The organism is Bacteroidales bacterium (assembly GCA_031276035.1).
In the GTDB taxonomy this organism is placed as follows: Bacteria; Bacteroidota; Bacteroidia; order Bacteroidales; family BM520; genus RGIG7150.
In genome coordinates, this window is record JAISNV010000001.1 from 1 (window position 1) to 23,583 (window position 23,583).

Genomic DNA, 23,583 nt, shown 5'->3' on the forward strand with positions numbered 1-23,583 from the left:
TTTGGTCTTGTAAATACTATACATGGAGATATTGTTGACAGATATAATACTGCCATCCCTCAATACATTGAATATGTTGTTAAAAATGATAGTATCAATATAAAAAATTATTTTTATGAGGAACATGAATGGGGGAGATATATAATTTGTAATGATACACTAAAAATGCAATGGATACAAAGGCCAATGAATTTAAACGATTATCCTTGGATTTCTTTTGAAATATGGTATAAGATTATTGATAAAAACACACTTGAACGTATTTATACAAGGCCTATATTTAAACAACAATCAGATATTGATACTTATTATAATTATACGCAATTAACATTTAAATATGAACCGGCAAAATTTATTGCAACAAGCGTTCTTCCCTCTTCAGATGGATGGATAAAGAAACAAAAATGGTTTTGGAAAAACGAATCTGATTGGAAAGAGTATATGAAACAGTTTAAAAATAAATAAAATTAATTTTAATCTATAAATGTAATAATTATGAGAAAATACTTATTAATTGTAGCAATATTCATAATAGGATACATGCCATTTTTGTCGGCTCAGGAAAGCATAATTCCTCAAGTAACAAAAACTCAAACTTTCAAAAGATTAAACAAAGATCACATCCAACACCAACAATTAGTTATAGAAAATGGTGAAGACTGGTGGCAACCGGATACAATAATACATTATTGCAATCCGGTCCAATTAGATATACGTAAGATATATACTTATAATAATAGCGGTTATGTGTTGAGCATCGTATATCAAATGTTTACAAATAGTGAATGGGTTGATGATTATAAATATATTTATGAATATGATGAAAGAAACAATGTTTTGTCGGAATTATATCAAGAGTATATAAACGGTTGGATTAATAACTATAAAGACATATTCACTTATGATTATAAAAATAATCTTTTAACAGAGTTAAGTACGTTATGGAATAATGCTGTTGAAGTATGGGAAAATTACTATTTATACACATACAAATATGATGGTAATAATAATATGCTGTTGGAATTATATCAAGAATGGTGGGAACAGGATGAATTGGTAAATGAATATCAGCATATTTATACCTATAACAATAATAATATGATTACTGAGTTGTGGCAAGAATGGAGAAACGAGATATGGAAAGACGCCAGAAGAGAGACTTATACATATGATGAAAAAAACAATTTAACAACAAGCTTATCTGAGATATATTCGTATGGTGATTGGAAAAACACATATTATATCATTTTCAGGTACGATATTAACAATAATTTAAGTACAATATTACAGCAAGAATGGACAGGCAATATTTGGAAAGATTGGTCTCGTCGTTTATATGAATATGATTCAAATAATAATCGAATATTATATACCATAGAAGTTTTTTATGATAATATTTGGCAAAATAGTTCTAGAGAATTATCAACGTATGATGATACCAACAACATATTATCTGTCATTAATCAGGCATGGGAAAATAATTATTGGCAAAATAAAAATAGGTACTTATATGATTATGATGATTATAATAATAGAGTAAACACTAAATATCAAACATACTTAACTACAGAATGGTCAAACCGAGAAAACTATACTTTTGAGTATGATGAAAATCACAATTGCTTTAATGGACAATCTTTTGTGTGGTCGGAAGAACAATGGGTAAATTCCAATGATAGATTTGATATATGGTACAATAACAGTCAGAGCATTTACAATGTTAATCGTGAGAGTTATAAAGTACAACTCACTTACACCAAAACCCCCAAACCCGCCGGAATAGAAGAAATAAGACAATCTACATCAGAAATAACTATTTACCCTAATCCTTCAAAAGATTATATTAATATCTCTGTAGAAAATGATGAAATAGAAAACGTTCAAATCTACAACCTGACCGGTAAATTAGTAAAACAAGAGAAATCAAACAAAATCAATATTAGCAATTTACCTGTAGGAATGTATATTATTAAGATTGAAGCTGATAGTGGAAATTGTATTAAGAAAGTTATTAAAGATTAAAGAATGATAAACTCATGTTTAAATAATCTTTAATTATTTAACCTGATGATTTTTATCTTTACAGCGAAAATTCACTCTATTTTATGAAAAGATTTCTAATATATATATCATTAACACTATTCTATACAATTGTATTATCTGCTCAATCAGATTATGGATTACGGCTTACAATTAATGACAGTATATTGGTTTTAGATAATAAAAAACAAGATGCGCTGAAAGTTAATGTAACCTTAGAATTCACCGATGATATTGATAATTTAGTTTTATATCATTTTAATGAAAATGTCATGCCATATTCTCCTTTTATGATTCTTTCCCCTGAAGACTATACACGCTTTAGTACATTAACTTTTTTCATTGAAGATAAAAATGGTAATTTGGTTATTCCTAATCCCCATGTATTATTTGGGCATATAGAGGAGATACCATGGGATGTATATTTTTCTGTTGATAAAAGTAATTTAAGAATTATTTCTAATTATATTGAAGATTATGCAGGGTGTGATTTTTTAAATTATAAAATAGGTAAGAATATAATGTATGATAAGAAACAGGATTTTATTTTATACCCAATTTTATATGGATGTGTACCTTTGCCATGTTATACTAGATTAGCCCGTGGTGAGTATTATTTGTATTTCTTTTATAATATCAATTGGTATTATGGCGATTCATTAAATAAAGAAGAAAGACAATGCGGGATAGACGTTACGGATAATGGAGCTCAATTTCTTGGAACCATTCAATCAAATAAAGTAAAATTAATAGTTAAATAAAAAAAATATAAATTATTGCAAATCCCTAAATATCCAAATTAATAAAACAAAATATTATTAAAAAGTTTTTACTAATTTTATTTACACCTCATATTGTGCCTATGTCTAAATCAACTGCATAGCAAATAAATATTTTTAAGTTAAAGGAAATCAAGAATCTATAGCCCGACAGGGAAATTAGTAAAACAAGGGAAATAAAATAAAACAAAATCAATATTAGCAATTTACCTGTAGGAATGTATATTATTAAGGTCGAAACTGATGCTGGGGATTGTATTAAGAAAATAATTAAGGATTAAAGTGGCGAATAAAATTTCAACATTTATAAATTTAATAATGAAATTTGGAATCCACAAAAATTATTCGGGATTAAGAGTAGGTAAATGTAACAAATTAATTTTTAAGATATTTATTATTGTAATTATTCATTGTAAATTATCAATTAAAAAAGCTATTTTTGCAAAAAACAAATGCCGAGAATATTGTATATAGAATCCGCAACGTCTGTATGTTCCGTTGTATTAGCCGAAGGAGAAAGCATTATCTCAGTTCGCGAGAGTCAAGCAAGTAACAGTCATTCCGAATTACTTACCGATTTCATTTATCAGATCCTGAAAGAAAATTCATTTAAAGTTGATGATTTAGATGCTGTTGCGGTTAGCAAAGGCCCGGGATCATACACAGGCCTACGCATTGGTGTTTCTGCCGCAAAAGGATTATGCTACTCTGCAAATATTCCTTTAATTGCTGTTGACACGCTTTGTTCTATGGCTTATGGCGCCGAAAATCCGCACATAAATACTAACTTCTACTGTCCGATGATTGATGCAAGACGAATGGAGGTTTACACCGCTTTATATGATTCTAATATAGATATTATTTCAAATATTGAAGCAAAAGTTATTGATGAAAATTCTTTTCAAGATATACTGAGAAATGATAAAATATTATTCTTCGGGGACGGAATGCCTAAATGTAAAAACTTTATTAAATCAGCTAATGCAATATTTGATGATAATTATGTCATTTCCGCAAAATCCTTAATTAAACCGGCGCTTAATAAATTTGAGGTTAAAGATTTTGAAGACATTGCATATTTTGAGCCGTTTTACTTAAAAGATTTCATAGCCGGAAAACCGTCGGTGAAAGCATTATATGAATAAGCCTCCAATGTTTTTAGTTTTCAATCTTAGGAATTTCATTTCCAACGAAGTGAAATTTTTTATGAAATTCAATATGTAATTTCGATACTAAGAAAATTATCTTTAAATAAGATTCTCATAATTAAAATTTATACATTCCAGAATTTAAGATTCAAAGATTGTTTTATAATTTTAATAGCTTTATTCCGTCTCCTTTTCAACTACCCCTACCTTTTGCATGAAACAAGAGTTGGTCTATAATTACAAAACAACTTGTAATAATTGTGTTTATCAAAATATGCAATAAAGTTGTAAAGAAATGTTTAAGAGTAAATACATCCAAAAAGAACAAAGTAGTATGATGTATAAATACAAATATTAGCATAAATATAATAAATGAACTTATTCCAAACCAATGTATTTCAGGAATAACTCCTTGTTTTATTTCTCTGACATTGTGAAAAAGCCTTATTAAGAACGGACGCACAGCACATGCTAATACACATGCAGCTGCATGTACACCTAAAACTCCTGAAAATAAATCTATTGTAATCCCTGTAACAAATCCTAATACCAATAAAAACCAATTCTTAATGTGAATTGGTAATAATATTAGGAATATTAAATAAATGTATGGATTATAATATCCGAACAATCTTATATTATTAAATATCAGAACTTGTAGAAGCATCAAGACAATAAATCGTATTATGTGCGGATATATTTTATTCATTTAAATTAATTAATAAAGAGTCTGTCTCCTGTTTAAACAAATTATCTATAACATAAACCAAATTAAGTTTTCTATAGTCTTCAATAAAAGAAACTTCAATATTATAGAAACCATTTCCATTATTGTAAGAATAATTACTAATGATTCCTATAGGTATATTATAGGGATATCTTTGTGTTCGTCCACTCGTAACAATAGTATCACCTATATTTATTCTGGCATGGAGAGGAATTCCGCTCATCTCCCCTATTCTGTAATTATTGCTATTCCAGCTAATAATACCAAATTCGTCATCATTATTAAGTTTCGCACTTATTTTCGAACGAGAGTGTAGAACAGGCATAATGGCAGCATAATGTTCGGATACATTTACAACAACACCCACTACACTAATCGGGGATATTACACCCATATTAACTTCTATTCCGTCAACCTTTCCTTTATTAATTAATATATGGTTGTTTCTTTTATTTACCGAATTATTTATAACCTTCGCCGGAATATATTTATACTGCTGATAATTACTATGAGGGGTAAAAATTGATGAGTCCGCTGGCAATTCAATTCTCAAATCATCTCTAAAAGATTCAGGTAACAAACTTCTTAAATAGGCATTTTCCTCTTGTAAGGTTTTATTTGTTGATTTCAGTTTAAAGAAATCTGTAATATTTGAAGAAATATCAAAAACTTTACCTTCTATAGAAGTAACAAATGATCCCGAGACAGCTCTTTGATAATCGTTTGTACTAAGTACTAACCACAAAGCTATTACTTCGAGTATAATAAATACAAATATAAAATTATGCTTCAGTAAAAACCTAAAAAAGTTGAGCATAATTTAGTTTTAATATTATTTAATCAAGAAAGTAAATTTATCGAAATTTTTAAGCGCAATACCTGTGCCTCGTGCAACGGCTCTAAGCGGATCGTCTGCAACAACAACCGGTAATTCGGTCATACGTGTAATACGTTTATCCAAACCTCGTAATAATGAACCGCCGCCTGCAAGATATATTCCTGTTCTATAAATATCAGCCGACAACTCAGGTGGGGTTTTTTCCAAAGCATTTAAAATTGCCGTTTCAATTTTAGATATCGATTTATCTATCGCATCACAAATTTCAGAATAGTTAACCTTAATAGCTTTCGGAATACCAGTTAACATATCCCTTCCGTGCACTTCAAAATCTTCCGGTTTAATATCCAAATCTTTAATAGCCGCTCCTACCTCTATTTTAATTCTCTCGGCTGTTCTTTCCCCAATACTTATTTTATGTTCTATTCTCATATACTCTACAATATCGGAGTTGAGGTCGTCTCCTGCAGTACGAATAGAAGTATTATTTACAATACCGCCGAGTGAAATGACAGCAATCTCAGATGTACCGCCACCAATATCAACAATCATATTTCCAGTCGGTTCAAGAACATCAATACCTATACCGATAGCAGCAGCCATTGGTTCATGTATTAATTTTACTTCCCTTGCTCCGGCTTGTTCTGCGGAATCTTTAACGGCTCTTTCTTCAACATCAGTAATACCTGAGGGAATACAAATTACCATTTTTAATGCCGGCGAAAATAACCCGCGTTTCATATTAACCATCTTAATAAATTCGCGAATCATATGTTCTGCCGATTGAAAATCTGCTATTACACCATCTCTCAACGGTCTTATCGTTTTAATATTTTCATGCGTTCTTCCATGCATCATCATTGCACGTTTTCCTACAGCTAATATTTTTCCGGTATTCTGTTCTATAGCCACAATTGACGGTTCGTCAACCACAACTTTATCATTATATATTATAAGGGTATTAGCAGTACCCAAATCTATTGCTATTTCTTTTGTGAAAAAGTTAAATGCACCCATATTCGTTTTTAGTGTTTAAAATGACGATGACCTGTAAAAATCATTTTCATATTATTATCATTGCAAAATTCTATACTATCATTATCTCTAACAGACCCACCCGGTTGAATTACAGCCATAATACCTTCTTCTTTTGCAATTTCAACACAATCCGCAAAGGGGAAGAAAGCATCGGAACCCATAACCGCACCGTTTAAATCGAAACCGAAAGATTTTGCTTTTATTATCGCTTGTCTTAATGCATCTACTCTTGAAGTTTGACCGGTGCCGCTACCTATCAACTGTTTATTTTTAACTAAGGTAATTGCATTAGATTTTATGTGCTTAACAGCAATATTTGCAAAAATCAAATCTTCAATCTCGTGTTCATCAGGTCTAGTAATTGTAACGTAATTAAAGTCGTTAATATTATCCGTTATATTATCATAATCTTGAGTTAGACATCCGTTTAAAATTGATTTAAAAGAAGTTTGTTCAATATTATTACTATTCCTTTTCAGGATAATTCTATTTTTCTTTGATTTAAGTATTTCGAGAGCCTCTTTGGTATAATCTGTCGCTAAAATTATTTCGAAAAAAAGTTTATTGATTTCATTGGCAAGTTCAACATTATTAACAGCTCCATTAAGGAAAATAACACCGCCGAAAGCAGAAACCGGATCACAGGCAAGGGCATCAATCCAAGCTTGCAGTAAATTCTCCCTTGAAGCCAATCCGCACGCATTAGTATGTTTAATAATGGCGACCGAAGGCTCCGTAAACTCATTAATTAATCTAATGCCGGAATCCAAATCAACTAAATTATTATAAGATAATTCTTTTCCGTGAAGTTGAGTAAAAATCTCATCAAGATTTCCATAGAAATCGGCCGACTGATGAGGATTTTCTCCATATCTTAATGAAATACCGTTTTTATAATTAATCTTAAATGCATTAACATCATTATTCTTATTAAAATAATTAAAAATAATAGAATCATAATAAGAAGATACATTAAAAGCATTTGTTGCCATTTTTCGTCTATACTCTAAAGTAGTTTGACAATCATTATCATTAAGTACTTCAACCAACTCAGGAACTTGATTAACATCAGAAATTATAATAATATCATTAAAATTTTTGGCGGCAGCTCTTATCAGAGATATTCCGCCTATATCAATCTTTTCAATTATTTCGGCATCATTTGCGCCGCTTTTCACTGTATTCTCAAAAGGATAAAGATCAACCACAACCAAATCTACCGACGGAATTTCATACTCAGCAACATCAGCCATATCTTTCTCGTTATCTCGTCTATTAAGAATAGCGCCAAAAACTTTCGGATGCAAAGTTTTTACTCTTCCTCCCAAAATTGAAGGATAGCCTGTAATATCTTCAACTTTTGTCAACCGAGCCGAATAATTTTTCGATTTAATATAATCATACGTACCTCCTGTAGTTAAAATCTCAACATTATTTCTTTGCAGTACGCTCAATAATTCATCAATACCATTCTTATTAAAAATAGAAATAAGCGCTTTTTTTACGGTTTTCATACGGAAAAGTGGATAAATTTTATTTATTTGATTGTGTTTTAAGCAATTTTTTTATTACTTTTTTTCACGTTTTAATTTGCAATGTTATGCAATTTTTTGATAATTACCAACATTATTTCGAAAAAAAATTTATTTATTTTTTTTTGTAAAATTAAAATTTTTATTATATTTTTACAGTTGAAATTAGTTTAGTATTTTATATGGTAAAAATCTGGAATCCTAAAGATGATGGTGACCCCAAAGTTGTTGGCGAATTAGCCAGTCAACTTAACATTGATTATACTTTAGCTAATTTATTAATCCAAAGAGGAATAACTAATTTTGTAGAAGCAAAAAAATTCTTTCGTCCAGACTTAAAGAATCTGCATGATCCGTTTCTGATGAAAGACATGGATAAAGCTGTCGAAAGGTTAAATCAAGCCATAAAATTACAAGAAAAAATACTTGTTTATGGTGATTATGATGTTGACGGAACTACGGCGGTATCTTTGGTATATTCTTTTTTCAAAATTTATAATTCCAACATTGATTTTTATATCCCCGACAGATATACAGAAGGTTATGGTATTTCTACCGAAAGTATTGACTTTGCACACGAGAATGGTTTTACTTTAATAATTGCTTTAGATTGTGGAATTAAGGCTTCCGATAAAATTGATTATGCAAAAAGTAAAGGTATAGATTTTATTATCGGTGACCATCATAGACCGGACAATACTATTCCTGAAGCATACGCTGTTTTAGACCCTAAACAACCAGAATGTCAATACCCTTACAAGGATTTATCCGGCTGCGGTGTTGCATATAAAATGATACAAGCTTTTTCAAAAAAAAATAAAATTCCGATGGAAAAAGCTTATGATTTTTTGGATCTTGTTGTAATAAGCATCGCTTCCGATATTGTTCCTATTACAGGAGAAAACAGAATTTTCGCTTATTACGGATTACGGATTATCAACACAAAACCGCGCCCAGGTATTGAAGCGATACTTGCATGCGCTAAAGTTACAAGACGTCCGCGACAAATTTACACGCACAATAAAAGCATTTTCTCTAAGGAACTGACAATTAATGATCTTGTTTTCACAATTGGTCCTAGAATTAATGCGGCCGGGAGATTAGAAAACGGAAAAACTTCTGTTGAACTTCTTAACTCGGATAATCTGGAAGATGCCAAAATAATTGCCGAACGTATTAACGACATAAATAATGAGCGGAGAAATTTAGATAATATTGCCACTCAAGATGCAATTGAAGACTTGGAAAATGATCCTAAAACAATATACAAAAAAACTACAGTAGTTTATAATCCCGATTGGTATAAAGGTGTTGTTGGGATTGTTGCTTCACGTTTAACTGAAAAATATTACCGCCCTACTATAGTTTTTACAAAATCAAACGGTTTAATAACCGGTTCGGCACGTTCGATAAAGAATTTCGATATTTATGATGCCATAAATGCTTGCAGTGACTTATTGGAACATTTCGGTGGGCATACTTATGCGGCTGGCTTATCTTTAAAAGAAGAAAACCTATCAATATTTATTGAAAGATTTGAGCAAATTGTAACCGAAACTATTGATGATCAAATGCTGATTCCGGTCATAGATTATGATACCGATTTGGATCTAAAAGATATTAATACAAAGTTTTACAAAACATTAAAATCATTTGCTCCTTTCGGACCGGGCAACCAATCACCTGTTTTTAGAACAACAGGTGTTGTAGATACAGGATTGGCTAGGATTGTCGGAAAAAATCACATCAAACTTACCGTAACACAACTCAATAAAGGCGGCTACCCGATTTCGGCAATTGCTTTTCAGCAAGGAGATTATTTTGATCAGATTACGGGTGGATTACCATTTAATATTGTTTATCACATTGAGGAAAATGAATGGAATAATACAATCTCTCTTCAATTAAACATTAAAGATATAAAGATCATCGAGTAATTCATCGTTATTTTGAGAAAAACGGGGACAATCACATTTCTTTTTTACTTTACTCTTTCCGGGATATTTCTGGCTAGAAGCGCATGAAGAAAGAGTAAACGAGCAAATCAACACACATAAAAACAATATTTTTCTCATATAAACCAATTTAAGATACGAAGATTAAAAATATAACGTTCTAGTAAGAAAAAATTATATATTTTAGCAAAAATTTATTATTGATAAAATGAATTGGTTAGACATAGTAATTTTAATCCCTTGTATTTGGTTTTTTTACACGGGTTTTAAAAATGGTTTTGTAAAAAGCATCTCTCAGTTAATAGCTTTAATATTAGGCATCTGGATTTCGATAAAATTCTCAGACGCCGTCTTAACATTTTGTTTTGAGAAATTTCCTAAACTACATGAACATACTGCCGGTTTATCTCCGCAGATGATAAAAATTATTGCATTTGTAGTGATTTTTATTTTAGTAATAATCCTTATTAACTTAATTGGGAATTTAATAGATAAACTGGTTAATATGGTTTCGTTATCAACTATAAATAAATTTATCGGCGGAGCTTTTGGTGTTTTTAAAGGATTATTAATCACAGGAGTAATTATTTATATATTAAATATGTTTAATATTATTAATCCAATTATAAAAGAAGAAGTTAGAGAGAACTCTTTATTATACACTTATATAGAGAAAGTTATTCCCACATTTAGTGATTTCATGACAAAAAAAAGAGTATCGCCTGATAAAGACGATACTCTTCAGATATAATAGGATTTGTTTTACTTTGTAATTATAACTTTTGATTTTATTGAAGAATTATCTTTTCCAATAATGTCAACTGTATAAACACCGGTTTTAAATTGTGATACATTGATGCTCGCATTATTTCCGCTAACATCAACTCTTAAAACCAATTGACCAACGCTATTATATAATAAAATTCTCGACATTTCATCAGTCTCAATATTTATAATATTATCAGCAGGATTAGGGTATATCTTAACATCATTATTTAACGTTTTGATACCAGAATAAGATATTTCAAAAGTATTTTCTACTGAAACTTCACAATCCAAATCGTAGTTCGCAGATAGACTATATATTATAATATTTCCTTCAGGATTATCATCAGTATAAGTTGTAGTAGTAATATTTTCAGTCAGTAGAACATCATTTCTAAATAAGTTATAGCTTATAGGATCCGCAAATTCAGGTTTGATCCAACTAAGGACAACACTTTGATTTACAACTACAGCATTAAAATCAACAGGAATATGACAAACAATCACTGCAATATCATAACAAGCCATTTCAGACAAAAGATCTTCATCGCACACTGCTTCAACACAATAATGATAATTATCATTAGGAAGATTAGAATCATAATAACTTGTTCCAATTACATTATCAATAAATTGGTCATTTTTATAGATGTTATAACTTAGGGGAGTAAAATTGTTCGGGGCAATCCAATTTAAACTAATATTATTATCAACTAACATAACAGATAAACCTGTTGGAGTTCCGCATGCAATATTAATATTAACATTTTCGCTGCATACACTTTCGGAAGTACAACTATTATCAAATATTGCTTCTATACAATAAATATAATCTCCATTTATCAGATCAATATCATCATAATTAGTATTTGAAACAGTTGTAATTAATACTGTATTTCTATAAACCTTATATTCAACAACATTTATCGTAGTCGTATTAGGCTCATTCCAAGTAAGATAAACATTATTACCTGTGTTATTGGCAACTAGGTTAGTAATTGGAGCACATGGTTCTTCCACAAGTATTTCTACTGATCTCTCATCTGAAGTAGATCCTTGATCACATACCACAATAACTGAATATGTACATTGTCCGTAAACAGGAGTCATATCAATATAAGTTGGAATTGTTACAGTTCCAAGCTGGGTGCCGTTTCTTTTGACAATATAACTACTTGCATCTGCAGTCCAAGTTAAAGTAACAACATTATTATTTAAGCTTGCCATAAGATTTTCAACAGGATCGCATATTTCCGGTAAACTAAAACCACAATCACAGACAAAAGTAGTTACAACACCGGCGGAAGGGGTGCCTGAACTTTGATAAATAACATCACCGCTTTCTTTATAAGAAATTACAAATGAGCATTCACTATTCCATGCTCCACTTACAAAAGAAACAGTGACAGTTGTGCCAACATTAATTTCTTTCTCGAAAGAAGCAACACTACCATTTTGAATTGTATAATTAACAGTTGGTGTACCGTCATCAAATGAAACGTTCAGTGAAGCACCATTCCAGCCATCACCATAGGAATCACTTAAATCAAACTTTACAATACAACTATTAGAAATGAAGAAGTCGGCCTCAGCTGTAATAAGACCATTGTCACCTGAAGCAGTAATTTCAAAATTTATAACTTCTCCTGCAGGAATATCGTTACTAATAGTTACTGAATAAGTAGACAAACCCATACCGTTTGGTTCGATCAATCCATAGTTTTGCTCGCTGGTATTAATAACAACATACTGATTATTAGATGTCAGCACACCAACTACATTATTAACCGGAGCTCCGCCCTTATTTTCAAAAACTATATTCAAGTTTAATGTTTCTCCCGCCTGATATGAGCCTTGCCATGAGAAATTTTTATATTCCAAAATTGGTCTATAAGCTCTAACAGACATTGTGCTTTCCCATACATCATTTCCGTCTGTACTTGAAACATCAAATGAAATAGTTTGATTATTAGGAGTATCTTGTGATACCGATATAGTAAATGCATCATCAACAGAAGCGGTAGCATCAGCATTAATTGTTCCGAAGTTTGCATTATTCTTAGTAATAGTAACATATTCACTACTTGAAGAAATAGTCATAACAACATTTGTAGCTGTTTCAACTCCAACATTCTTAGCAATCATATCTATATCAGCCGTTTCATTATATTGTAATATTCCATCTCCATTAGCGTCATTAACTGTCCAGCTGTTTGCAATAATATAAGGGCCTTCAGCAGGAACAACAGTTACAACAGCTTCATACCTCAAATAATTTTGTTTTGTACAAACAACAGATATTTCAGTTGTAGGAATTAACGTTCCGGGAATAATCATTGTTTGTTGACTTCCTGTAGCAGTAGCAACAGCAAGAATTTCTCCGTTTGCAGTAAGAGCAATTGTTGCTCCTTCAGTGGCAGTTATAAGGAAATTGGTATTTCCCGCCAAAGTAACATCATTATGTGTAACAGCCAATGTTTGCGGCACTTCAGTAAATAATCTTAAAAACACATCGGAGTGGGCGGTAAACATTTGATAAGTAATTTGTTTATCACCGGTATTATAAGGCCAACTACTTTGATATAAAAAATATTTTCCAGCAACATTTCCGAATGCAGGCATCCAATTACCTGAATTTTCAGCGTATGGGCCAAAAGTCGGTAGAAATTCAGGATCATATAAATCGTACATTCCCCATGCATACGCATCATTTACAAATGAATAAGAAACTTCTGTAGGGCCCAAAAACCCAACAGCACCAGCATTTTGTCCATTATAAGTATATCTATGGAAAACTTCTCCAAAGCATGGTGTATTATTATTAAATTTACCCGTTAAACAATTGATAGTAAAAAGATAGGTCATCTTTCCAACATTGGTAAGTTGACTAATGTTGGATGATGTGAAATCAGGTTCACCCCAACCATCTTCAAACCCATGATCTCTATGTTGCAAAGCAAAAGCACCATTATTAACAGCAGTAACGACTTGTCCAGCAGTACCACCTGTCCAACCACCCAATTCTGATGGGCTAGCAGGAATATAACCTGTACCACTCGGTCCAAAATAATTTGTAACCATAGAAGTATTTTGATTAGAAGACCAAGAACTACCAGGAGTACCGGAATAAATAGCATTTATCCTCACGGGAGTTTTGCCTTGATTACGCCAATATCCGCCAACAGCTTCAGAACATATTTGAAACCAACGTTCTGTTTGCCAACCGAGAGCAGTAATAGGATTTTGATAATAGCTTGCATCCATACACGGCTGAGTTTCATATTCTAAAAACTTACTTACCAATACATTTAATTGGGCAGTTGTTTCTGCTGCCATTCTACCGAAAACCATTTCAGGTAATAAATCACCTGTAACATCCGCATATTGATTATCTGTTATACAACTACCGTTATATGAATGAGGTATTGTTTCCGCGGGAATACCAAGAGACATATTTGTGTTATGATCTCCCATAAGCAATACCGCTACAGGTGGGATATCCCATGTATTGTATGCGTTATGAAAAAATGTTTTCATTTGAGCTGTTGTTGTAACTCCCATTTCCGACAAACTCATTATTTTAGTATAAATGCCTTGTCTTGTTCTAAATTCCTTAATCTGTTCCGCATAAGGTCTAAAATCTTCATTATTCGGAATTACAATTAAATATTCACAGCCTTCGCCGTCTTTAGCACTTTTACCAGTATATTCTATTTCAGGAAGCGCTTCGTAATTCAAAAATGCATTTCTAAGAATAGGGTCAAACCAAGGAGAGCGATACTTATTATCACTATATGATTTTGATCCTCCGATATAATTAATATCTAGTTCGATATCTTTGATAACAATTAATTCTTTAGTAACAGGGTTATATTGAAACGGTGTTATACCTATTACAACCGCATCAACACCTCTTAATGATGTTACTTCTGAAATCTCTACAGGATTACTCGGGTAGAATTCTTTTGTTGAATAAACTTTACCGTTTTTAACATAATCAGTAACTGGTTCTTCTGGAATAGCTTGGATTCTTAATGCCGGTGCTATATTGATATTTTCTAATGTTTCGGTTACCATACTCTTAATGGAAACTTTGACTTCTGCACCTTCGGGTATTGCTACAAATCTGCTTATTCGAGGAAGATTCGGCATTCCCTCATCATTTGGAATAAATATTCCGGATAGTCCTATCTCATGCATTTCTTCTCCTTTATACGTGAGGTTTTCAATCCTATAACTATCGACAGACAAACTGATAGTAGCAGCATTTCCATCCTGATTATCAGAATATGTTATTTGCTGGGAATAAGATGTAAAACTAACTAATGTTAACACAAAAATTAGTGTTAACATTAGTGGGTAAATTAAATTTCTTTTCATAGGTTATTATATTAATTATTGTTTATTATTATTTTTATATTATTTGATGTATTATCAAGAAAATTTACTTTCAAGAAATATATTCCTGAATTATAATTATTTATATCCAAATAGATAAAATCACCATTAACAATTGCTTTATTAATAATTTGACCTATTGAATTGAATAAGGTAACATAAGCAATATCTTTACCCTCAATGTTTATATAATTTGTTGCAGGATTAGGATATACCATAAGATTATTTTCTATATTATTGATACCGGCAATATTATATTTTTCTTCTGCTCCTTCCGACTCATCACAATTTTCATAAACTGCGGTAATCTTAAATGTATGTTCTCCTATTTCAACATCATAATAGGAATAAGATGTTTCGGTAACTTCAGCAGCAATTAATACATCATTTTTATAAATATTAAAATATTTAGTATCTATAGCACCACTCCATTCGAGAATTATATTATTATCAATATAATCAACAGATAAATCACTTGGGGTAGGACATGTAATTACTTGCAAGCAAACCGGATCTCCCGTACATTCATTAAAAACAGATACGACACAATAATTCAAAGTATTTAAATATGGAATATTTGTATGCTCATATTCACTAGAGATGCTTCTTTCAAGCAGATTATTATTGAAATAAACATCATACCCCAACAAATCACTTGAAGGTTGAGGAAGTGTCCAAGTTAAATTAACTGTATTTTCTTGATAATCGGCATTAAAATCAATTACATCCATACAAGGGTTCAGTTCCAATGTAATGCCAACATCATCAATAACAACACCATAAGCACCTTTTGCTTCGCCTTCAAAAGCAAAGTAATAATTAGAAGTATATTTAGTATCAGGTAATTCAATGGTTACTTTCGTCCAATCTGAAATACTTTCAGTAAATTCTTGAAGTAAGATCCACTCTCCGGCTTTAGATGTTTTATAATAAACTCTTAATATATCTTGATCTTCATTCTTTGCTGTTTGTGCATGCCAAAAACTCAGAGTAGCAATATAATTTGACGGTACATTTATACTTGGTGATATTAATTTTGTTAAACCGTATCCGGCAAGAATCATATTAATACTACCGCTATGCGCAGAATAGGGTTTATGTGTTATTCCTCCATTATATGTATACCAATCGTAATTATTATCATCAAACTCTTGAGTCCAACATTCCGGAATAGAAGTAGTTGTTTCAAAATCCTCAAGCCAAGGGAAACTATTTATTGATATATTACAAGCATCTAATAAGGTCTCTATTTCAGCAACTTTACTTATTTCATTATCAGCGGCGAGATTTACAGTAATTGGGATATATTCTCCATAATTTGCATTATTATTAACTGTCATATTAAAACTACCTGAAGAGGTTTCTCCCGAATCAAAATTATTAAAACTAATAGGATTACCAGTATTAAGTGTAGCAATATCACTATTTATGATTATATTTACTTTGGGGTTAAATACACCAGAACCACCTTCATTAATAAATATAGGCGTAATAGTAACAGTTGCACCGGGGATAATATCACCGACTACATCATAATCAAAAAGTTGTATAACCGGAGCATAAGCCGTAAATGTTGTTTGTACCGACCAACTATTACTATTATTTGTCATAGTAAATCGTACATCAAAAACATAGTTATCAGGAATATTATTAGCGATATTTATTGAAAAAGCATTGTCAATTGTTTTTTCTTCATTAACTTGAACAGTACCAAAATCTGCCACAGACTTTTCAATCGTTACAAAATCATCATTAATTATTAACTCTACCGTTAACTCATTAGTAGCATCTGCACCAATATTTTTTACAGTAAATCCTATATCAGCAGTTTCTGCATAATCTAATTTTCCATTATTATTTTCATCATAAATATTCCAACCATTACTAATGATATACGGACCGGTAGCCGGAATAATTAATACAGTATTAACATATCGAAGTCTATTCTGTTTTGTTGCAACCACTGTTATCTCTGTTTGAGGGTCGTATATCGGCAATTGAATTTCTTGTTCAGAGCCTGTTCCTTCAAATACAGATATTATTTCATCGCCTACTGTCAGAGCTACGAGCGCACCTTCTTCGCAAGTAACAAACAATGGTGTACCCATCATAACTTCATTTAAGTGGGATATTTCAATTTCACGCGGGACCTCTGTAAACAAACGCAAAAAGGCATCACCATGTGCAGTAAACATTTGATATGTAATATTTTTATTGTTAGTATTATACGGCCAACTGCTTTGATATAGGAAATATTTTCCGGCAACATTTCCAAAAGCAGGCAGCCAATTTCCGGAATTTTCTGCATAAGGTCCGAAAGTAGGCATAAAATCAGGATCAAATAAATCATATACACCCCAAATATATACATCATTAACAAATGAGTATGAGGTTTCAGTAGGTCCTAATAATCCGACAGCACCTCTATTTTGATTTCCGGTAGCCAATCTATGATATACTTCAATAAAGCATGGCGAGGTATGGTTAAATTTGCCTGTTAAACAATTTATTGTAAAAATATATGTAAGTTTGCCTTGATTATTAATTTGTGGTGCATGAGAAGTTGTAAAATTTGGCTCACCCCATCCTGGTTCATAACCATGGTCACGGTGTTGTAACATAAAAGCACCATTATTAATTGCAGAAATTACATCAGCTGCAGTTCCGCCGGACCAGTTTCCCAAATCGGTAGGAGATGCAGGTAGATATCCTAATCCATTCTGCCCAAAATAATTAACAACAGTATTAGTATTTTGAGCTGTTGACCAAACATTTCCGGGTATTCCGTCATAAATTTCATTGATTCTAACAGGATCTTTACCGTTTTGTCTAAGATATCCGCCTACAACTTCAGAGCATATTTGAAACCATCTTTCCGTTTGCCAACCTAAAGCAGTAATCGGTTTGTTATAATATGCTTCATCCATGCACGGATTGGTATATTCGTACTCCAAAGTTTTACTGACCATTGTTTGCAAATGTTGTTCGGTTTCCGCTGTCATACGTGCAAAAACCATTTCAGGAAGTAAATCACCATTAACATCGGCATATTGATTATCAGTAATACAACTACCCAAAGGGTGAGAAATTGTTTCTCCCGGAATACCTTGAGTCATATCAGTTTTATGATCAGCCATAAGCAAAACGGCAACAGGTGGTATATCCCATGTATTATAGGCATTATGAAAAAATGTTTTCATTTGTGCAGGAGTGGTTACTTCCATCTCATCTAATCTCATTATTTTAGTAAGTATGCCTTGTTTTGTTCTAAAATCTTTTAATTGTTCGGCATAAGGTAACCAAATATCATTATTTGGAATTACAATCAAGTATTCACAACCGACATTATCTTTACTTTCATTAACCATCACTTTATTATAGTCAATATCAGGAAGAACATCATAGTTAAATAGTGCATTTTTAAGAATAGGGTCAAACCATCTGGAACGATATTTATCATTACCATAATGGTGGTTACCACCTTCATAAATAATTTCAATATCTATTTTTTTTATAGCAATCAACTCTTTTGTAACCGGATTATATTGAAATGGAGTGATTCCTAAAACTATTGCATCTACACCTCTTAAAGAAGTTCTCTCGGAAATTTCAACAGGAGAAACAGGGTAGAAAGCATTATTATCATAAATATCTTTATTTTTAGTATAATTAAATTCAGGTTCTTCATTTTCCGATTGCAAGCGTAATGCCGGAGCAATATTTAAATTATTAATAGTTTCAGTTTCAATGTTTTTAATATTGAAACTGGCTGTTGCCCCCTGAGGTATAGCAATTAAACGTGAAAGTCTTGGTATATTCGGCATACCTTCATCATTAGGAATTACTATTCCGGAAACAGAAATCTGGTGCATTTCTTCTCCTTTATGGTTTAATGTAACAATATCATAAGACTTCATAGTCATATTTATTGAAATACCATTACCGCTCTTTAAATCGGAATATGATAATTCTTGAGCATTAATATTTAAACAAAATGATACATTTAATATTAAAGCTAAAAAATAAAATAAAAATTTCTTCATAACATAATATATTTATTGGGATTAATTTTTTATATATTAGGAACAGGCAATATTTTACAAACTCTCAAGCATTGCTTCAATTAAATTTTGCGCACCGATTCCTATTTGTGAAATATCAACATCAAGCATGTAACAAGCTGTGGTAAAAATATTGTTGTCACGGTCGATACAAACCTCGCCGCTTTCTGTAACTATGTGCTCACTGCCAAGTTCTTCTATAACCTCAGCAGTATCCTTATCATTCCCTATTGTTAAAATACTTCCGGGAATTAATTTAGCTGCAATTAAAGGAGAGATACACATAAAGCCCATAGGTTTTCCGGCATTATACATGCTCATTATTGTTTTCTCTACGTCTTTGTTTACTGCGAAATCTATTCCGACATAGGCATAATTGCAAAGATTTTTCATAGTCCCGAAACCGCCCGGAATAACTAAAGCATCGAAATCTCCTTCATTAAATTCGGAAAGATTTTTAATATTTCCACGTGCTATTCGTGCAGATTCAACAAGTACATTTCTCACATTATTTGTCTCCTGAATAGTCAGGTGATTTACTTCTTTGCATTCTACATCAGGTGCAAAAATCGAATAATCGGCACCAAGTTTTTTTATAGCATATAAAGCAAGAACAGCCTCATGAATCTCAGAACCGTCTTTTACTCCGCAACCTGCAAGTATTACTGCAAATTTCTTCATAATCTCACTATTTTAATACATTTAACTTTTTACCTATTTTCTCGAAAGCGGCAATCGCTTTGTCAAGGTGTTCAACTTCGTGTGCAGCCGACAATTGAACTCTTATTCTCGCAGCGTCCTTAGGGACAACCGGATAATAAAATCCTGTAACATATATACCTTCTTCTTGTAATGCGGCTGCAAAGTTCTGAGATAATTTCGCATCGTATAACATAACGGCACAAATTGCAGACTGAGTCGGTTTAATATCAAAGCCAAGCTTACTCATTTTTTCAATAAAATATTTCGTATTGAAATGTAATTTATCTTGAAGTTCATTAGTACTACTCATCATTTCTACCATTTTAACACCGGCCGCTGCAACCAATGGCGGAATAGAATTTGAAAACAAATAAGGCCTCGAACGTTGACGTAACAGTTCGATGACTTCCTTTTTACCAGTTGTAAACCCACCTATTGCACCACCAAAAGCTTTACCTAAAGTACCTGTAATGATTTCAACTTCACCTCTTTTGTTAAAAAGTTCCGTAACACCTCTCCCCGTATCACCAACAACACCCGCAGAGTGAGATTCATCTACCATTACCATTGAATTATATTTCTCGGCAAGCTCAAGAATTTTATCCAAAGGAGCTACATTTCCATCCATTGAAAATACACCGTCAGTAACAATTAATCTGAATCGATTCTTTTGAGCTTCTTGCAATTGTTTTTCAAGATCTTGCATATCAGCATTAGCATATCTATATCTCTGCGCTTTACACAAACGAACTCCATCAATTATTGAGGCATGATTTAATGCATCGGAAATAATTGCATCTTCTTCACTTAATAAGGGTTCAAAAACTCCGCCATTAGCATCAAAACATGCTGCGTAAAGAATGGTATCTTCAGTTCCGAAAAATTCGGCAATTTTTGTTTCTAATTTTTTGTGCAAATCCGATGTTCCGCAAATAAAACGAACAGATGCCATACCGTAACCATGAGTGTCTAAAGCATCCTTTGCAGCATTAATAAGTTGTTTATTATTAGCAAGGCCTAAATAGTTATTCGCACAAAAATTAAGCACCTCTTTTCCATTTTCTAATTTTATCACTGCCCCTTGCGGTGACACTATAACTCTTTCATTTTTATACAGACCAGCGTTTTTAATTTCCTCTATTTCAGTCTGTAAAAAATTTTTAAAATCTTTATACATAAAATTATTATTAATTATTTTTTTTGATAAGACAATTCGCAAAGGTAAAATATTTTATTAACTTATCCTAATTTTTCTTAATAAATTTATGTCTTAATTTTTAATTTTAATACAAACATTAATGAAACTTAGTATCTCACTGAAAATACTTTTTTATATTTTCCGATTCTGCCTGACGAGCTAAACATATCAACAACAATTATATAATTTCCCTGCGGCACTGTCATTCCATTATCGCCCACCCCATCCCAATAAAGACATTCCGAAGAAATAATATATTCATTTTTAGCTAAATACTTTACCGGAAATCCTTTAACATTGAAGACTATTACAGTTACTAAATTTTCCGGATCACTAAAATTACAACATATTTCAATAACATCTGCTATTCCGTCATTATTTGGAGAAAAAACTTTTGGGTTGATTTCAATTGCAGATGCAAAGTCATTATTATTTGTTAAGATTGTTTGAGAATTTTCAACACCGGGGCTGCCAAAACCATAAGTCTGCGCGGCCGAATGCCAATTGCTTTTATCTTCGGAAGGTCTAAATACAGAAATCCTTTCCAGACTAACTCCTTTTTTATCTTTTAGAAAAACAAAGTGCATGTTTGAATTATAGCACAATTTATCTATTATTTTTCCATATTTATTTTGTAAACCGACACACGCTTCTTCATTATTAAGATTTGGGAAATTCTTCGAAATAATAAAATTATCAGCGTTATGGTAAGGATAAGTTACATCAAGTCCTTCGAGATTCGAACTAAACATCTTGATTTCATCAGGATAAATCAAAGTATTTGCATACCCAATGGAATATACTTTGGTTGAACTTTCGGAATACACACAAAAATCAATATCGCGCAGACTTATTATTTTATTGGAGACATTAATAACCTCAACATAATCGGAAGTATTTTCAGAAGAATTAAATAAAATTTCATTTATAAGCAAATCTCCTTCTTCCGGTTTTTCTCCGAAAATAATATCTAATTGATAAACCGAATTTTCCGCCAAAGGTGTTCCTCCTGATTCATTAATACATTCATGCCAATTTTTATAATCGGATTCTTTATCATAAGGATCGATTAGCTCCAACGACCAGCCACCGGAATATTTTTCATCAGAGAAAAACATCTGCGAACTATAATCAATTCTATCAATTAAATTATTTTGTGAATCAAATAAAGTCAACGTATCCAAGTTTTTTATAGTAAGAGAAGTAAAATTAAATACGCCATCATAAACGTCATAATCCGACTTATTTACAGTTAGTAATAAATAATCAGAAATAAAAACCTCCTTGTTTGGAAGTTCAAATATTTTATCCGAAGAAAACAATTGCCAAGAGGAAATATCATAAACATAATTTTTAGTATTAAACAATTCAATATATCTGTGCGCCGGTAACAGATTCGGTGCAGGATTAACATCAAACATTACTTCGTTAATAACAATATCTCTATATTCCGGTTTGTGAACGAAAACATGCAAACAAGTGTCAATCATAACATTACCCCTATAATCAACAATATTTTTCACACAGAGTCGATCGGCAAATTCATTATTAAATCCAACAAAGTTCAACAAAAAATATCTACTGCTATTACCAATATTAATGATCTGATTAGGATATTGAAACCGTTCGTTCAACATATAATTATATTTGTTATCTGCATTTATGACCGCTTTGGAAAATTCTACGATTAATGAGCCTATATCTTTATAAATTATATTTAAGATTTCAGGTAAACTTGTGTCAATATTAAGTTCGCAAATAAGAAAATCATCGAAATAAAATCTATTCGAATTAGACGACGTAAATACGCAATGCAATCCAAAATACTTAGGCTGAAAGGCAAAATATGAAAACCCTTCATTTTCTTTTATATAATATTCATTTTCTGCATTTTTGGAAAACAGAGTCCATTTCCCGTTATCATTTTCAATTTTAATGTCTTTATTAAAAGATGATGCGATATTGGCATCAACTCCCCGAAGAATTTTTATATGCTCAGAATTTGAATAGGAGTATAATTCTATCGCATCATTTTGTCCTGCCTCTCCAAATTTCAAATAATATCCTTTCGAAATTAATTCAGGGATTAAAGTATCTGCCACCAACCAAACAATAAGAAAATTATTTGCTGAGGGAGAAAATCTAAGGTTTATATTAAAATTCCATTCCGTTTTATTTAACATTTTATTTTCAGTAAATAAAAATGCTTCATTTTCATTTTCGGCACAAAGTTGTAAAACATTATCATCATTTATACAAAAAAGATGAGGGTGTCCTTGCCATTGGGGCTCTAAAGCAAAATTTCCATCATCAAAATTATCATTAAACTGGGCATGAACAAAGTTTACCAAAGCAATAAACAATAGGATAAATAAACAAGAAATCTTCATAATATTTTTTTA

16 protein-coding genes are annotated in these 23,583 nt (G+C 31.6%); 7 read left to right on the plus strand and 9 right to left on the minus strand.

The genetic code is table 11. From position 1 onward, the window contains the following. The 5 genes from LBP67_00005 to tsaB all read left to right on the plus strand — a co-directional run. On the plus strand, positions 1-465 hold a 465-nt coding region (locus LBP67_00005), incomplete at its 5' end, for a hypothetical protein (protein ID MDR2083369.1). A gap of 30 nt (positions 466-495) precedes the next feature. After that, entirely contained in the window at positions 496-2,022 is a 1,527-nt protein-coding gene (locus tag LBP67_00010) for a T9SS type A sorting domain-containing protein (protein ID MDR2083370.1), read from the plus strand. Positions 2,023-2,105: 83 nt separating this feature from the next. Further along, a complete protein-coding gene (locus LBP67_00015) occupies positions 2,106-2,801 on the plus strand; it encodes a hypothetical protein (protein MDR2083371.1) in 696 nt (231 codons plus the stop codon). Between the two features lie 215 nt (positions 2,802-3,016). Beyond that, positions 3,017-3,100, plus strand: coding sequence for a T9SS type A sorting domain-containing protein (locus LBP67_00020; GenBank protein MDR2083372.1), 84 nt, complete (start codon positions 3,017-3,019; stop codon positions 3,098-3,100). Between the two features lie 171 nt (positions 3,101-3,271). Continuing rightward, the gene (tsaB, locus tag LBP67_00025) at positions 3,272-3,964 is read left to right on the plus strand and encodes a tRNA (adenosine(37)-N6)-threonylcarbamoyltransferase complex dimerization subunit type 1 TsaB (protein MDR2083373.1); all 693 of its coding nucleotides are present in this window, start codon (positions 3,272-3,274) and stop codon (positions 3,962-3,964) included. Positions 3,965-4,160: 196 nt separating this feature from the next. Here the strand turns inward: tsaB and mreD are convergent, their stop codons facing one another. The 4 genes from mreD to purH are packed head-to-tail and all read right to left on the minus strand — an operon-like array spanning position 4,161 to position 8,084. After that, the gene (gene mreD / locus LBP67_00030; GenBank protein MDR2083374.1) at positions 4,161-4,676 is read right to left on the minus strand and encodes a rod shape-determining protein MreD; all 516 of its coding nucleotides are present in this window, start codon (positions 4,674-4,676) and stop codon (positions 4,161-4,163) included. Next, positions 4,669-5,511, minus strand: coding sequence for a rod shape-determining protein MreC (gene mreC, locus LBP67_00035; GenBank protein ID MDR2083375.1), 843 nt, complete (start codon positions 5,509-5,511; stop codon positions 4,669-4,671). The genes mreD and mreC overlap by 8 nt, the downstream gene beginning before the upstream one ends. A gap of 15 nt (positions 5,512-5,526) precedes the next feature. Beyond that, complete coding sequence (locus LBP67_00040) at positions 5,527-6,549, minus strand: rod shape-determining protein (GenBank protein ID MDR2083376.1); 1,023 nt, start codon at positions 6,547-6,549, stop codon at positions 5,527-5,529. An 8-nt stretch (positions 6,550-6,557) separates the two neighbouring features. Next, entirely contained in the window at positions 6,558-8,084 is a 1,527-nt protein-coding gene (purH, locus tag LBP67_00045; protein MDR2083377.1) for a bifunctional phosphoribosylaminoimidazolecarboxamide formyltransferase/IMP cyclohydrolase, read from the minus strand. A 200-nt stretch (positions 8,085-8,284) separates the two neighbouring features. Here purH and recJ point away from each other — a divergent pair, with 200 nt between their 5' ends. Next, a complete protein-coding gene (gene recJ / locus LBP67_00050) occupies positions 8,285-10,039 on the plus strand; it encodes a single-stranded-DNA-specific exonuclease RecJ (GenBank protein MDR2083378.1) in 1,755 nt (584 codons plus the stop codon). A 226-nt stretch (positions 10,040-10,265) separates the two neighbouring features. Continuing rightward, a complete protein-coding gene (locus LBP67_00055) occupies positions 10,266-10,808 on the plus strand; it encodes a CvpA family protein (GenBank protein MDR2083379.1) in 543 nt (180 codons plus the stop codon). A gap of 11 nt (positions 10,809-10,819) precedes the next feature. Here the strand turns inward: LBP67_00055 and LBP67_00060 are convergent, their stop codons facing one another. The 5 genes from LBP67_00060 to LBP67_00080 all read right to left on the minus strand — a co-directional run bounded on the left by LBP67_00060 (position 10,820) and on the right by LBP67_00080 (position 23,571). Continuing rightward, a complete protein-coding gene (locus tag LBP67_00060; GenBank protein MDR2083380.1) occupies positions 10,820-15,175 on the minus strand; it encodes a C25 family cysteine peptidase in 4,356 nt (1,451 codons plus the stop codon). 38 nt (positions 15,176-15,213) lie between these two features. Further along, positions 15,214-19,263 carry a C25 family cysteine peptidase gene (locus tag LBP67_00065; protein MDR2083381.1) on the minus strand — a complete coding sequence of 1,350 codons (4,050 nt, stop codon included), beginning with the start codon at positions 19,261-19,263 and terminating at the stop codon, positions 15,214-15,216. A 54-nt stretch (positions 19,264-19,317) separates the two neighbouring features. Then, positions 19,318-19,962 carry an isoprenoid biosynthesis glyoxalase ElbB gene (gene elbB, locus LBP67_00070; protein MDR2083382.1) on the minus strand — a complete coding sequence of 215 codons (645 nt, stop codon included), beginning with the start codon at positions 19,960-19,962 and terminating at the stop codon, positions 19,318-19,320. Between the two features lie 7 nt (positions 19,963-19,969). Further along, a complete protein-coding gene (gene kbl, locus LBP67_00075) occupies positions 19,970-21,160 on the minus strand; it encodes a glycine C-acetyltransferase (protein MDR2083383.1) in 1,191 nt (396 codons plus the stop codon). Positions 21,161-21,288: 128 nt separating this feature from the next. After that, entirely contained in the window at positions 21,289-23,571 is a 2,283-nt protein-coding gene (locus tag LBP67_00080) for a lamin tail domain-containing protein (protein ID MDR2083384.1), read from the minus strand. Positions 23,572-23,583 lie beyond the last annotated feature (12 nt).